This window comes from Burkholderia sp. KJ006 (assembly GCF_000262695.1).
In the GTDB taxonomy this organism is placed as follows: Bacteria; Pseudomonadota; Gammaproteobacteria; order Burkholderiales; family Burkholderiaceae; genus Burkholderia; species Burkholderia vietnamiensis.
This window is the reverse complement of the sequence record NC_017921.1, coordinates 2,343,066-2,356,985: the sequence shown is the minus strand read 5'-3', so window position 1 is coordinate 2,356,985 and position 13,920 is coordinate 2,343,066. Positions and strand designations below refer to the sequence as shown.

Sequence of the window (13,920 nt, the reverse complement as noted above, 5' to 3'; positions counted from 1 at the left end):
ACGGGTACCGCACAGGTGCCAATCGATGTCGCATCGTTGACCTGCGGCGCGCGATCTACCAAATCCCCTTTTGCATCAGTGGCTTGCGCGGCACTTTGGCGGAATATCCACAGGTTTGCCAACAAAATCTGTGGATAAGTGTCACGCGATAGATTCCTGATGGTTTGGAATCGGCCGCGTTCGCCTCGATCCTGTGGCGGCCAATGCGCGATGCGCACGTGGCACCTGGAATTCGTGCCCGATCAACGGGTTACGCGCCGGGTACCCAGGATATCCACATCCTTGCCAACATTTTCTGTGGACAAACACGCGTGCCTCATTCGTGCGGCGGGGCGTCGGCCGCTTCCGCGACGATCCAGTCGCGAAACAACTGCATCGCGGGCGTCAGCGGCTTCGACTTCAGCGACGTGAGCCAATAGGCGCCGCCGCGCACGTCGATGTCGAGTGGCCGCGCCAGCATGCCGAGCTGCAACTCGCGCGCGAACATGCAAGCCGGCGCGAGCGCGATGCCCGCGCCCTGCATCGCGGCCTCGACCATCAGTCGCGATGAATCGAATACCGGCCCGTTGACCGTCCACGGCTCGACCTGCGCGGCGTCGAACCAGCCCAGCCATTCGTCGGTGCGGTACGAGCGCAGCAGCGTTTCGTTCGCGAGATCGGCCGGCCGCGACAGACGCCGCGCGATGTCCGGCGCGCACAGCGCGCTGAGCGGCGCGTCGAGCAGCCGCTCGTTGCGCGTCGCGGGCCAGTTGCCTTCGCCGAAGCGGATCGCGAAATCGAGGCCTTCGCCGGCGAGATCGACGACGTTGTTGTTGGTGCGCAGTCGCAGCTCGACGAACGGGTGCGTCTCGCCGAACCGCTTCAGGCGTGGCATTAGCCAGCCTATGGCAAAGGTGCCGACGGCACCGAGCGTCAACACCTCGTGGAAGCGCCCGCCGTCGAACTGATTGAGCACGGTTTCGATCCGGCTGAACGCGTCGCTGAGCACCGGCAGCAGCGCGCGCCCTTCGTCGGTGAGGCCCAGGCCGCGCGGCAGGCGCGTGAACAGCGCACAGCCGAGCCGCTCCTCCAGCGAACGCACCTGCTGGCTCACGGCTGCCTGCGTGACGCTCAGCTCGAGGCCGGCGCGCGTGAAATTCAGGTGGCGCGCGGACGATTCGAAGGCGCGCAACGCGTTCAATGGGAGACGAGGACGGAGCTTTGTCATAAGAAATTCTTTTGTCAGCGCCCAATTATCATTGCTTGTCGGACAAACGTAAAGTCACGATAGTGCTGTCTCGCCGGCCGGCCGTTCTGCATCCATTCCACCACGAGAGACATGACATGACCTACTCATCGCAACGTCGAACCTTGTTGCTGGCCGCGGCATCGGCGCCGCTCGTCGTGACCGTCGGCGCGTGCGCGGCGCCGTCGGCCGCCGCACCCGACATCGCGTCCGCCGCGACGTTCGCCGCGCTCGAGCGGGCGGCGGGCGGCCGCCTCGGCGTATGCGCGATCGATACCGCGAGCGGCCGGCGCGCGCAGCATCGCGCTGACGAGCGCTTTCCGTTCTGCAGTACGTTCAAGGCGATGCTCGGCGCGGCGGTGCTCGCGCGGAGCGTCGAGCATCCCGGTTTGCTGCAGCAGCGCGTGACGTATGCGCAGGCCGATCTCGTCAACTCCTCGCCCGTGTCGGGCCGGCATGTCGACACCGGGATGACGGTGGCGCAGCTGTGCGAGGCGGCGATCCAGTACAGCGACAACACGGCCGCGAACCTGGCGATGAAGCTGATCGGCGGGCCGGCGGCCGTGACCGCGTATGCACGCTCGATCGGCGACGACACGTTCCGTCTCGACCGCTGGGAAACCGCGCTGAATACGGCGCTGCCGGGCGACCTGCGCGACACGACGACGCCCGCGGCGATGGCCGCGAGCATCCGCGCGCTCACGCTCGGCGACGCGTTGCCGCCCGCGCAGCGTGCGCAACTGGTGGCATGGATGCGCGGCAACAAGGTCGGCGACAAGCGGATTCGCGCGGGCGTGCCGGCCGGTTCGCAGGTCGCCGACAAGACCGGCACCGGCGACTACGGAACGACGAACGACGCGGGTGTCGTGTGGCTGCCGTCGCGCGCGCCGATCGTGCTGACCGTGTACTACACGCAGGCACGCGCAGATGCGAAGGCGAAGGAGAACGTGATTGCCGCGGCGGCGCGGATCGCGGTCGCGGCATTCGCGTGAGGGGTGGGGCGGCGGGGCGCGGCGATCGAGGCAGGCGCTGCCGCAGTCGTGACCGCGGCAGCCAAACGTTGTGCGATCAACGACTTACGTCGCGCATGCTCAGGATATCCACATCCTTGCCAACAAAATATGTGGAAAAGCCGGCCGGCCGCCGCGCTTGCCGCAACGCGGCCGCGGCGGCGGGCGCTGCCCGATTCGAAGCGATGGGAACAAAGTCTTTCGGATCAAGCGCTTGGTTGCGGTGTGCGCAGGCTATCCACATGCTTGCCAACACAATCTGTGGACAAGCGGGAGGCGGCGTTGCGCGCCGCGTGCCGCATTTGGAGCACCGCGCAGAAAGTCTTTCGGATCAAGCGCTTGGTGCCGGTATGCGCACGCTGTCCACATGCTTGCCAACATAATCTGTGGACAAGCGGGCGGGCCGGCTCATCCGATGCGCAGGCCGGTTCGCAAGCCCGTTATCAGCGTGAGCAGGCCCTAGCAGGCTGTTGAAAAGCGCCTCGTTCCGACGATCGGGGCACTGTTTAAAAGGGTTTCGTATGCGATTGGCCGCTGAGTTGCTGACGAATCGTGCCGGATGCCCCGCTTGCGAGCGGGCCGGCCGGCGCGTTGCCGCGCAACAGCTACGGTTGGGCGGCTCATCGCGCTGCTCCCTGCGGCACCGCTGCCAGTATTCGAGCCATTCGAGTCAGGTTGCTCGCCAGCATCGTCAGCTTGAAGTGCTGGTCGACTCGCTTGATGCCGCGATACGCGGTCTGTCGGATCCTGCCGACGGTCTTGCCCCAGCCGAAGTGCTCTTCGATGCGCTTGCGAATCACCTGGCTGATGCCATAACCGGCGTGCCGCGAGGTGCGGCCATCGATCGCGCTGCCGCCTTGATGCGCGTCGTTGCGCGCGACATGCGGCGTCACCTTGCGCGCACGACAGTCCCGCACAAAGTCGCGCATGTCGTAACCCTTGTCGGCGCCGAGCGTCTTGGCGTGACGGCCCGGCACGCAATCGAGCAAGCGCAACGCACTTGCGCGTTCGCCGAAACCGTCAGCGTGGCTGACCACCGCGCCGACCACCAAGCCCGAGCGGTTCTCCATCAGGATGTGCCCCTGATAACAAAGGATGGCTCCGCTTTGCCGCCCCTTGCGGAACAGGCGCGCGTCCGGATCGGTGCTCGATTCATGCGTATCGTTGCTGCGCCGCTTGCCCTTCCAGTCGGTGTCGACATTGCGACCACCGCCGGCTGGTGGATCGTCCGAGCCGTCCTTGGGCCGGAAGCTCTTGTGGCTGGCCCAAGCCTGGATCAGCGTGCCATCGACCGAGAAGTGTTCTCTGGACAGCAGCCCTTGCTTGTCGGCCAAGCTCATGACTTCGGTAAAGAACGCTTCGACCACTTCGTGCTCGAGCAGACGATCACGGTTCTTGGAGAACACCGAGTGGTCCCAGACGGCGTCTTCGATCGCCAGTCCGACGAACCAACGGAACAGCAGGTTGTAGCGCATCTGTTCCATCAACATGCGCTCGCTGCGCACCGAGTACAGCACCTGCAGCAGCAATGCACGCAGCAGTTTCTCCGGCGCAATCGACGCACGGCCGCTATCCGCGTAGATCGTGCCAAACAGCCCATTGAGCCGCTTCAGCGCTTGATTGACCAGCAGCCGAAGCGGCCGCAACGGGTGATCGGCCGGCACGAAGTCTTCCAGCTTCACCGTCGTGAACAGCGGTTCTTGCATCTCGTCCATTCCGCGCATCGCTCTCGTCTGCCCAAGATCATGAACACGATATCTCTAACGCACCGCTCGCAACGCCCGTTTACACCGTATCCAATTTCAACAGCCTGCTAGCGTTGCCGATCGTCGGTGGCGGGCCAGCGTGCGAACGCGAAGACCCACAACATGATGAAGTTCAGCACCGGCACGAACATCGTCAGGATCCACCAGCCCGAGTGGCCCGTGCGCCGCACGATGCGCACGTACGGATAGACGACGATCGCGACGAGCACGAGCGCGACCAGCATTTGCCCTGCGTTGAAATGTTCCATGGCCTTCCTCGGAGTGATGTGTCGTTGTCGAATGCGGGCGGAGCGGCCGGCCCGTGGCGCCGACGCGTGACGTGCGCGGCGTCGTGTGATCGTGACGCGTCGCGTGCGCGGCCGTCAAGGGACGCACGGGGGGCGCCGGTGCGGCGCGACGGCCGTGCCGAAACGTTGACATGGCGCGCGAATCGCAGGCCGATCAATGGCTTAGCGAACGCTTGCGCAGGATATCCACAAGCTTGCCAACACAATCTGTGTGTAAGTGCCGCGATGCGCACGTCGTGCAGCGCGGGTCTGGCCGCGTGGCATCGTGATGCGAACTGCGGCGAAGCCGTGCATAACGCGGCCCGGCTGGCGCAGCGTCTGCATCACACGTGCCAAAGTCTGTCGGATCAAGGGCTTAGCGTCGCGGTGCGCAGGATATCCACAAGCTTGCCAACATTTTCTGTGGAGAAGTGCATGTGGCGATCGTGTGGCGCGGTGTCCCGCTGCGCGGCGGTTCACGGCGTGCCAAAAATGCCCGTCGGCGCGACTTTCCGGAACGACGGCAGCTGTTGTTTCGCGATGGCGGCTGATCGAAACGTCACGGTCGACCCCATTCGATCGCATCGTTGAAATACGTCGGACTGCTGGCGAGTGCGCGACGAAGCTGGGTCGGCAGTGAACTGCCGCTTCAATGAATTCGGTGTCGCCGAGCCGCACGGTTCGCGATGTCGAGGCTACCAGCGGTGTCCGCGGCGACGTCGCTTTGCTGCGTATCACATGCGATAGCCATGCGCGACGGCGCGTTTGCTGCGCACACCGATCAAATCTTTTCGGATCAATGGCTTGCTGTCGTTGGCGGCTGGTTGTCCACAAGCTTGCCAACACAATCTGTGGACAAGCCGCGCGACCGGCCCGCGTCAGGACTCGTCTGGCCTCGTCATGCCGCGGCCGGGAAGCGCACCGTCACCGTCAGCCCGCGTCCGCCCTCGGTCGTGCCGAGCGAGACGGTCGCGCGATGCTGTTCGGCGATCCGTTTGACGATCGACAGCCCGAGTCCGCTGCCGGACGACGTGACGGCCTGCGCGCCCGCGCCGCGATAGAAGCGTTCCCACACGTCGTTGCGTTCCGCCTCGGGGATGCCGGGGCCGTTGTCGGCGACTTCGAGCACGGGCGTCGCGCCTTCGACGCGTGCCGACACGTCGACGCGCGCACCTTCGCCCGCATAGCGGATCGCGTTGTCGACCAGGTTGTTCAGCAGCACGCGCAGCGTGTCGGGATTGCCGGCGGCCATCACCGGCGACGACACGATCGCGCCGAGGTCGATGCGATGCGCATCGGCGACCCGCGCGCGCTCCGCGACGACCGAGCGGCACAGTGCCGCGAGATCGACGCGCGCGGCGGCCGCTGCGGCCGCCGGCGCATCGGGCTCGAGGCGCGCGAGCGTCAGCAACTGCTCGGCGAGATGGCCGAGACGCGTCGTGCCCGCATGGATCTGCGCGAGGATCTGCTCGCGTTCGTCGGCCGTCGACGCGCGCCGCAACAATTCCGACTGTATCGACAATCCCATGATCGGCGTGCGCAGCTCGTGCGCGGCGTCGGCGATGAAGTGCCGCTGCAGTGTGAAGGCGCGCTCGAGCCGCGCGAGCAGGTCGTTGATCGCTTCGGCGAGCGGGCGAACCTCGTTCGGCATCGACGCGACGTCGACCGGTTCGAGGTTGTTGGCATTCCTGCGCTTCAGCCCGGACGCGATCGTGCGCAGCGGTCGCAGCCCCGCGCCGATGCCGAACCACAGCCCGATCGCGAGCACCGGCAGCATCGAGAACACCGGCCACAGCAGATGCACGGCGATGCCCGCGATCGCTTCCCAGCGCGCGTGGCGCGCCTGTGCGAGCCGGATCGTGGTGCCGGCGCGTTCGGTCACGTAGGTGCGCCACGGCTGGCCGTCGACGTCGACGCTCGCGATGCCCGACCGCGTCGGCGGCGGCAGCGCCGATTCGCGATCGGTCGAATAGACGAGCGTGCCGTCGCGCCATACCTGCAGCAGTACGGCGTCGGGATCGTCGCGCTTGAAGCCGTGCTTGTCGCTGCCGCGATCGCGGAACGACAGCTCGCCGTTCGGGCCGACCACGATCTGCTTCGACATGCTGCGCATCTGATCGTCGAGCAGGTCGTCGAGTTCGCGCAGCGCGCCCCAGTAGGTGCCCGCGCTCGCGACCAGCCCGATCGCGCAGGCGGCGGGCAGCAGCCACATCAGCAGGCGCCGCCGCAGCGACGCGCTGCGCCAGCGCGCGATCGCCTGTTGCAGGCCGCTCATGCGCTGTCACCGATCCGGTAGCCGACGCCGCGCACCGTGCGGATCATGTCATGACCGAGCTTCTTGCGCAGGTTGTGGATGTGAACCTGCACCGCGTTGCTCTCGATCTCTTCGCCCCAGCTGTACAGCCGTTCCTCGAACTGTTCGCGCGAGATCACCGCGCCGGGGTCGCGCATCAGTTCGTGCAGCAGCACGAACTCCTTCGGCGACAGCGTAACTTCGTCGTCGTTGAGCCACACCAGATGCTTGATCGGATCGAGCCGCAGCGGGCCGATCGCGAGCGTCGTCTGCGCGCGCCCGGCGTGACGCCGCGTGACCGCGCGAATGCGCGCGAGCAGCTCCTCGAGCACGAACGGCTTGACGAGGTAGTCGTCGGCGCCGCTGTCGAGGCCGGCGATGCGGTCCGGCACGCCGTCGCGCGCGGTGATGATGATCGCGGGCAGCGTTTCGTCGCGGCGGCGCAGTGCCGCGAGCACCGACAGACCGTCGCGGTTCGGCAGCCCGAGGTCGAGCAGCAGCAGCCCGTAGCCGGTCGAGCGCAGCGCGAGCGACGCGGCGTCGCCGTCCTTCACCCAGTCGACCGCGAAGCCTTCCTGTCTGAGGCCCTGTTCGAGCCCGCTGCCGATCAGCGGATCGTCCTCGACGAGCAGTACGCGCATGGATTGGTATCTCTTCAGCAGGGCGCGATGCGCCCGGGGTGTCCATGATAAGCGCCCGTATCTTAGGTCGTGCTTAAGTGCCGGCGCCCGGCGCCACGACCGCGTCGCGCGGTTCGCGCCTTCAGGTGCGCTTAATCTTACGCTTCGTAAGCTCTGGCCGTCGCGCTCGATCCGGGCGCGGCGCACCATCGAAGAAGAGGAAACGACATCATGAAGAAACGGTTCAGCATCCTGGCCGTCGCGCTCGCCACGCTGTCGGCGGGCGCGCACGCGCAATACACGGGGCCGTCGGCGGCCGCCGCCACGACCGTGAAGGACCTGCTCGCCACCGGCAAGGACGACCAGCCGGTGCAGTTGCACGGACGGATCGTCCGGCACGTCGGCGGCGACGACTACGAGTTCGCCGATGCGACCGGCACGATCCGCGTCGAAATCGACCGGAAGCTGTGGGCGGCGGGGCAGCCCGTCAGCGAGCAGAGCGACGTGAAGCTGACCGGCGAGTTCGAGCGCAAGTGGTCCGGCAGCGTGAAGGTCGACGTCGATCGCGTGGACGTGCTGCGCTGAACGGTGCGCGCGGGGCCGGTGATACCATGGGCGACCGGTTCCCGTTCTCACCAAGATGGCTGCCAATTTCGATGAACTCGCGTCCCGGATTCGGGCGCAATTTTCCGAACTGAGCCCGCAATTCCAGGCGGGTGCTGCATTTCTGCTCGATCATCCCGACGAGGTCGCCACGTCGTCGATGCGCAAGGTCGCGCAGCACGCGCAGGTTCAGCCCGCGTCGCTCGTGCGCCTCGCGCAGCAATTCGGTTTTCCCGGCTGGAACGAGCTGCGCGATCTGTGCGTCGCGCGCGTGCGCACGCGCCCCGAGCCGCTCACGCAGCGCGCGCGCTCGCTCGTGCGGCCCGACGCGAAGGCGTCGCTCGCGCACGACCTGCTCGCGGCCCAGCAGCACAATCTGTCGGTGACCGCCGCACAGAACGAGCACGCGCTCGCCGACGCCGCGAAGCTGATCCGCAAGGCAGCGCACGTGCACGTCGCGGGCTTCCGGTCGTGCTATCCGGTGGCGTTCGGTTTCGTGTACGGCTACCGGCTGTTCCGGCCGACCGTGTCGCTGCTCAACGGCGTCGCCGGTTCGCTCGAGATGGAGCTGCGCACGATCGCGAAACACAGCGTGACCGTGATCATCAGCTTCGCGCCGTATTCGGCCGAAGCGACGCGCGTGGCGCAGGCCGCGAAAGCGCAGGGCAGCAAGATCGTCGCGATCACCGACAGCGCGGTCGCGCCGATCGCGCTGCATGCCGATGCGCAACTGATCTTCACGCACGACAGCCCGTCGTTCTTTCCGTCGCTCGTGGCCGCGCATGCGATGGCCGAAGCGCTGGTCGCGCAGCTGCTCGCGCTGGAAGGCAGCGGTGCGGTCGCGGCGCTCGAGCGCACCGAAGCCGAGTTGCATGCGAAGGGCGCGTACGTCGTGTAGCCGCGCGCGCGGCTGCGGGACGCTTGCGCCGCCGACGGCCTGACACGGGTCCAACACGGATCTAACACGGCGGCAGACGGCCCGGCGCTCGCACGCGCATGGTCGCGATCAAACGGCGCGGCTCCCGTGCCGGTCTCGCCCGCATCGATATTTCAGCGCACGCCGAACCGTGCCCGCGCCGTGCGCGCGTATGCTGGCGTCTCCCGTTCCGAGGAGACGACGATGTCCGATTCCGTTCTGCAATTGCGCCACGCGCAAGCGTTTCGTGCGCTGCATACGCGCCCCGGCGCGTTCATCATCCCGAACCCGTGGGATGCCGGCTCCGCGCGGCTGCTCGCGATGGCCGGCTTCGACGCGCTCGCCACCACCAGCGCCGGTTTCGCCTATTCGCGCGGCCGGCCGGACAACGCGATCGGCCGTGACGAAATGCTCGCGCACATCGCGGAGATCGTCGCCGCAGGCGGTCTGCCGGTCAGCGCCGATCTCGAGAACGGCTTCGGCGATGCGCCCGACACGGTGGCCGACACGATCCGGCTGGCGGCCGCGGCCGGCGCGGTGGGCGGCTCGATCGAGGATGCGACCGGACGCGCCGACGCGCCGATCTATCCGCACGACCTCGCGGTCGAGCGCATCGCGGCGGCCGTTGCCGCGGCGCGCGAGCTGCCGTTTCCGTTCATGCTGACCGCGCGTTGCGAGAACTATCTGCACGGACGCCGCGATCTCGCCGACACGATCGCGCGGTTGACCGCCTATCGCGATGCGGGCGCCGACGTGATCTATGCGCCGGGCCTGACCGATCGCGACGACATCGCGGCCGTCACCCGCGCCGTCGGCGCGCCGGTCAATGTCGTGATGGGGCTGCGGGGCGGCGTGCTGAGCATGGATGAACTCGCCGCGCTCGGCGTGAAGCGCGTGAGCGTCGGCGGCGCGCTCGCGCGGACCGCGCTGGGCGCATTCCTGCGGGCGGCGACGGAAATGGCGCGCGACGGCACGTTTACCTTCGCGCAAGAGGCGGTGCTGGGCAGCGATCTCGATCGCTGGTTCGCCGCGCGGGACAATTCGCCGGTCCGTTTCGCAGAATGATCGTGGCTAAATCGGGGTAACGTTTTCCAGATGGATACCGGTTGACCGTTATCAAACGAAGCCGCAGTCGATTTAATCTTCGGTGACTGCGGCAATTACATCGTTTACTCTGCGAATTCCGGCCGATTGGCGGGAGTCGGCGCGCAAGCCGCGCCGGCATTGGCGCCAATCATGCGCCCGGCGTACCCGATTTACGTATTGTCCCGATTTTAAGACCGGTATTTTTTCGGTTTTCGGGAGTTGCCGGTTATTTTTCGGATTGTTAATCTGCGGCATATCCGAATGATCGGCCGGCGGGGCGCCGGAAATAATGAATATATAAAAATCGAGAGAGCGATGACAATCCGAGAAAATCACCGCAGCCGCTTTCGCGTCGGCGATGTCGTGACGCTGAAAACCGGCGGCCCGCGCATGACCGTGACTTACGCGGGCCCCGTCGTGTTCGACGACGCCGACTGGCTGATCTGCCAGTGGTTCGACGACGGCGGCCACTTCCGGCAGGAAATGTTTCACCACGAGATGGTCGCGCCGGAGCCGCGCGCGATTTCGGCGGGCCGCGCGCGCGTGCGCATGCAAACGTTTCGCTTTCGTTCGGCGGCCTGACGCAGGAGCGGGGCGCCGGTTCGGTGCGGCCGCTGCGCCTATTGTGCTGGCGGGTTCACAGCGGCATTGCGTCATTGCGGTCGTCGCGGCGATCCCGCTCACCGCGGCCACTGCGGCCACTGCGGTCACGCGCCCACGCAACCACGCCACCACGCCACCGCGCCACCGCGCCACCGCGCCACCGCGGCCCGAAGCCCCCGCACACCCGCACACCCGCACACCCGCACACCCGCACATCGACATTTCACGTCGACCCGAAACATGCTGCCGGCCTGCGCGCCGATACTGCACGCATGAACCCGACCGATCCGATTGCCGCGGTTACGCACCGCGATCCCTATCCCTACTACGCGACGCTCGTCGACGGGCCGCCGCTCGCGTTCGACGCGACGCTCGGCCTGTGGGTCGCGAGCCGCGCGGCCAGCGTGGCGGCGGTGCTCGGCCATCCGACCTGCCGCGTCAGGCCGCTCGATGCGCCGGTGCCGCCCGCGTTGCGCGGCACCACCGCCGGCGCGCTGTTCGGCGACCTGATCCGCATGAACGACGGCGCGTTGCGCCACGACGTGCCGAAACAGGCGCTGCGCGCGGCATTCGCATCGATCGACGCGCACGCGTTGCGCGAGCGGACCGCGTCGCTCGCCGGCCGCCGCCTGCGCGCGCCGCTCGACGCTGAGGCATTGAACGCATGGTGCCTGACGGTGCCCGTCTGCGCGGTCGCCGATCTGCTCGGCTTCGATGAAGCACAGCTCGACGACATCGCTGCGCTCGTCGTCGCGTTCGTCGCCGCGCTGTCGCCGCTGTCGGACGACGCGACGCTGGCGCGTGCAAGCGATGCTGCGCGGCGCTTGCTCGAACGGATGACGGAGCGGGTCGCACGCACGCGCGCCCGGGACGGGTCGCTCGTCGCGGCGGTTCAGGATGCGGCGCGCGCCGCGGGCTGGCAGGCCGGCGGCGCGCTGGTCACGAATCTGGTCGGATTGCTGTCGCAGACATGCGAGGCGAGCGCCGCGTGGCTCGGCAATGCGCTGATCGCTTGGGAAGAGTCGGCGCGCGCGAGCGCGGACGGCGGGCGGGCGATTCCGGATGCCGCTGCGCTCGACGCATTCGTCGCGGAAGTGGGGCGCTTCGATTCGCCGGTGCAGAACACACGCCGCTTCGTCGCGTCGCATACGACGATCGAAGGCGTGAGCGTCGATGCCGGCGCGGCGATCCTCGTCGTGCTCGCCGCGGCGAACCGCGATCCGGCCGTGCATCGCGAGCCGCATCGCCTGCTGCCCGGCCGCGCGCCTGCGCCGACTTTCGGCTTCGGTAAGGGGCCGCATGGCTGCCCGGGCGAGCGCATCGCGCGGGCGGTGACGACGGGGGCGTTCGACGTGTGGTTACATGCGAGCAGCGGCGAGCTGCCCAGCGGGCTCGTGTGGGACTACCGCGCGTCGACCAACATCAGGATGCCGAACTTCGGCATCGCGAGCCAGGCGTGAACAGGCGGTTCAGCGGCAGCCCTGCTTTTCGGCCCATTGCTCCTGGGCGGCGATACGGCGCTGCACGCGCTCGACGAGGCCGGTCGAGAAGGTCCGCATGCTGATGCCGCGGCGCTTCGCGAGGATCGTTTGCGCGACGTCGGCCCGCGGGTTCGGCTGGCACGCCCAGTAGAGCGTCATCAGCCAGCCGATGCCGGTCCATCCGAACAGTGCGTTGAACATCGCGATCGTCAGCTTGTCGTGCCGCCCGCGCCGGTCGGCGATGACGGCCGGCAGGAAATAGAGCGCGATCGCTGCGATCGAACCGGCTACCTGAATCAGGACTGCGTGTGGCATGTTGCTACTCCGTCCAGACTGCAATGAGACCGATTGTCGCGCTTTTTCCGTTCGTGTGCAGGCCTTCCTTCGGCAATTGATTGTTGCGTTTTTAGCGACGATCAGTGCATGGCACCGGTTTCCATTTGCGCATCGTTGCTCAGCGCGAAACCCTCGTCGCGCCAGCCGGCGATCCCGCCGATCATCAGCTTCACCGGGCGGCCGAGCCGCGCGAGCCGGATCGCCGCGCGCGCGGCGCCGTTGCAGTGCGGGCCCGCGCAGTAGACGACGAACAGCGTGTCGGCCGGATGGTCGCCGAGCTTGCCCGCGACGATCTTGCGGTGCGGCAGGTTGCGCGCGCCCGGCACGTGGCCGGCCGCGAATTGTTCGGGACCGCGAACGTCGAGCAGCACGAAATCGGCTGCGCCGGACGTGAGCGCGTCGTGCACGTCCCAGCAATCGGTTTCGAACCGCAGCGACGCTTCGAAATGCGTGGCGGCGCTTGCGCTGTCGGCGGCCGGGACGTCGGTGACATATGACATGAAATGCGCTCCTGAGCAGGCGGCGCGGAATGCGCCGCAACGAGGCCAGTATCGCGTGCGCGCCGGTTTTCCGGCAGTGGCGCGATCGACAAGTTCCGGTAACATCGCGCCATGCACAATCATCTCGTCGTCGCGCTTGCCTACGATCGGCTCTGCACTTTCGAATTCGGCTGCGTGGTCGAATTGTTCGCACTCGAACGGCCGGAACTCGGCGTCGACTGGTATCGCTTCGCGGTCTGTGCGAGCGAGCCCGGGCCGGTGCGCGCCGCGGGCGGCATCACGGTCGCCGCGCCGTACCGGCTCGCGATGCTCGATCGTGCGGACACCATCGTGATTCCCGGCTGGCGCGACCCGGACGAACGGCCGCCCGAACCGCTGCTGAAGAAACTGCGCGCCGCGCATCGCCGCGGCGCGCGGCTCTGTTCGATCTGTTCGGGCGTGTTCGTGCTGGCGGCGGCCGGCGTGCTCGACGGGCTTACCGTGACGACCCACTGGCGTTACGCGGAGCGCCTGCAGGCGCGCTATCCGGCGCTGCGCGTGAACCCCGACGCGCTGTACGTCGATGCCGGGCAGATCGTCACGTCGGCCGGTTCGGCGGCCGGCCTCGACATGCTGCTGCATCTGGTGCGCCGCGATCACGGCGGCGCGATCGCGAACCGCGTCGCGCAGCGGCTCGTGCTGCCGCCGCATCGCGACGGCGGGCAGGCGCAGTTCGTGCCGCGCCCCGTCGCGCCTGGCGGCAGCGACCGGCTCGCGAAGCTGATCGACTGGATGCGCGCGCATGCGGCCGAGCCGCACACGCTCGCGTCGCTGGCCGCGCATGCCGCGATGAGCCCGCGCACGCTGCAGCGGCAGTTCGCCGACGCGACCGGGATGTCGCCACTCGCGTGGCTGATCCGCGAGCGCGTGAACGTCGCGAAGGATATGCTCGAAGCGCAGCCGTCCCTGTCGCTGGCGCAGGTTGCCGCGCGTGCGGGCTTCGGCTCGGAGGAATCGTTGCGCCGGCATTTCCGGCGCGTCGCGGCGACGAGCCCGGCCGCTTACCGGCGCGGCATGGATCGCGGCGTGCGGCCGCCGCGCGCGTGACGCGTCGCGGCGCTCCTGGACGGCTGCACGCGGCGGTCGCCTTTTCGCTTTTCCCGTTGCCCGTTTCCGCCACCGCGTCGCACGCGTAAGATGGCGGTCGCCGTGCGGCGGCCGTGGATGCGGCGCCGC

14 protein-coding genes are annotated in these 13,920 nt (G+C 67.7%); 7 read left to right on the top strand and 7 right to left on the bottom strand.

The genetic code is table 11. From position 1 onward, the window contains the following. Positions 1 to 316 precede the first annotated feature (316 nt). Complete coding sequence (penR, locus tag MYA_RS24210) at positions 317 to 1,207, bottom strand: beta-lactamase transcriptional regulator PenR (protein ID WP_034195445.1); 891 nt, start codon at positions 1,205 to 1,207, stop codon at positions 317 to 319. Positions 1,208 to 1,323: 116 nt separating this feature from the next. Between penR and blaPEN-bcc the strand changes: the two genes are divergently transcribed. Next, positions 1,324 to 2,217, top strand: coding sequence for a PEN family class A beta-lactamase, Bcc-type (gene blaPEN-bcc / locus MYA_RS24205; RefSeq protein WP_014725490.1), 894 nt, complete (start codon positions 1,324 to 1,326; stop codon positions 2,215 to 2,217). Between the two features lie 638 nt (positions 2,218 to 2,855). On the opposite strand, the gene MYA_RS24200 is transcribed toward blaPEN-bcc, so the two are convergent. The 4 genes from MYA_RS24200 to MYA_RS24185 all read right to left on the bottom strand — a co-directional run bounded on the left by MYA_RS24200 (position 2,856) and on the right by MYA_RS24185 (position 7,201). After that, positions 2,856 to 3,950 carry an IS5 family transposase gene (locus tag MYA_RS24200; RefSeq protein ID WP_009961431.1) on the bottom strand — a complete coding sequence of 365 codons (1,095 nt, stop codon included), beginning with the start codon at positions 3,948 to 3,950 and terminating at the stop codon, positions 2,856 to 2,858. Positions 3,951 to 4,048: 98 nt separating this feature from the next. After that, positions 4,049 to 4,249, bottom strand: a complete 201-nt coding sequence (locus MYA_RS24195; RefSeq protein ID WP_011882712.1) for a DUF805 domain-containing protein — start codon at positions 4,247 to 4,249, stop codon at positions 4,049 to 4,051. Positions 4,250 to 5,165: 916 nt separating this feature from the next. Beyond that, positions 5,166 to 6,542 (bottom strand): ATP-binding protein, encoded by a 1,377-nt coding sequence (locus tag MYA_RS24190; protein WP_014725488.1) that lies wholly within the window; start codon positions 6,540 to 6,542, stop codon positions 5,166 to 5,168. Next, the gene (locus MYA_RS24185; protein WP_014725487.1) at positions 6,539 to 7,201 is read right to left on the bottom strand and encodes a response regulator; all 663 of its coding nucleotides are present in this window, start codon (positions 7,199 to 7,201) and stop codon (positions 6,539 to 6,541) included. Before MYA_RS24185 ends, MYA_RS24190 begins: the two co-directional genes overlap by 4 nt. Before the next feature lie 210 nt (positions 7,202 to 7,411). On the opposite strand from MYA_RS24185, the gene MYA_RS24180 reads away from it, so the two are divergent. From MYA_RS24180 to MYA_RS24160, 5 genes are all read left to right on the top strand, one after another. After that, positions 7,412 to 7,765: a YgiW/YdeI family stress tolerance OB fold protein gene (locus tag MYA_RS24180; protein ID WP_014725486.1), complete on the top strand. Its 354-nt coding sequence runs from the start codon at positions 7,412 to 7,414 to the stop codon at positions 7,763 to 7,765. 55 nt (positions 7,766 to 7,820) lie between these two features. Beyond that, the gene (locus MYA_RS24175; RefSeq protein ID WP_014725485.1) at positions 7,821 to 8,681 is read left to right on the top strand and encodes a MurR/RpiR family transcriptional regulator; all 861 of its coding nucleotides are present in this window, start codon (positions 7,821 to 7,823) and stop codon (positions 8,679 to 8,681) included. Between the two features lie 222 nt (positions 8,682 to 8,903). Continuing rightward, positions 8,904 to 9,764 (top strand): isocitrate lyase/PEP mutase family protein, encoded by an 861-nt coding sequence (locus MYA_RS24170; RefSeq protein WP_041494332.1) that lies wholly within the window; start codon positions 8,904 to 8,906, stop codon positions 9,762 to 9,764. 336 nt (positions 9,765 to 10,100) lie between these two features. Further along, entirely contained in the window at positions 10,101 to 10,367 is a 267-nt protein-coding gene (locus MYA_RS24165; RefSeq protein ID WP_014725483.1) for a YodC family protein, read from the top strand. A gap of 293 nt (positions 10,368 to 10,660) precedes the next feature. After that, entirely contained in the window at positions 10,661 to 11,848 is a 1,188-nt protein-coding gene (locus MYA_RS24160; RefSeq protein ID WP_014725482.1) for a cytochrome P450, read from the top strand. A 9-nt stretch (positions 11,849 to 11,857) separates the two neighbouring features. On the opposite strand, the gene MYA_RS24155 is transcribed toward MYA_RS24160, so the two are convergent. Further along, complete coding sequence (locus tag MYA_RS24155) at positions 11,858 to 12,184, bottom strand: superinfection immunity protein (RefSeq protein WP_011882704.1); 327 nt, start codon at positions 12,182 to 12,184, stop codon at positions 11,858 to 11,860. Between the two features lie 101 nt (positions 12,185 to 12,285). Beyond that, positions 12,286 to 12,705, bottom strand: coding sequence for a rhodanese-like domain-containing protein (locus MYA_RS24150; RefSeq protein ID WP_041494226.1), 420 nt, complete (start codon positions 12,703 to 12,705; stop codon positions 12,286 to 12,288). Positions 12,706 to 12,816: 111 nt separating this feature from the next. On the opposite strand from MYA_RS24150, the gene ftrA reads away from it, so the two are divergent. Beyond that, complete coding sequence (gene ftrA / locus MYA_RS24145) at positions 12,817 to 13,791, top strand: transcriptional regulator FtrA (protein ID WP_011882702.1); 975 nt, start codon at positions 12,817 to 12,819, stop codon at positions 13,789 to 13,791. The last annotated feature ends 129 nt before the right edge of the window (positions 13,792 to 13,920 follow it).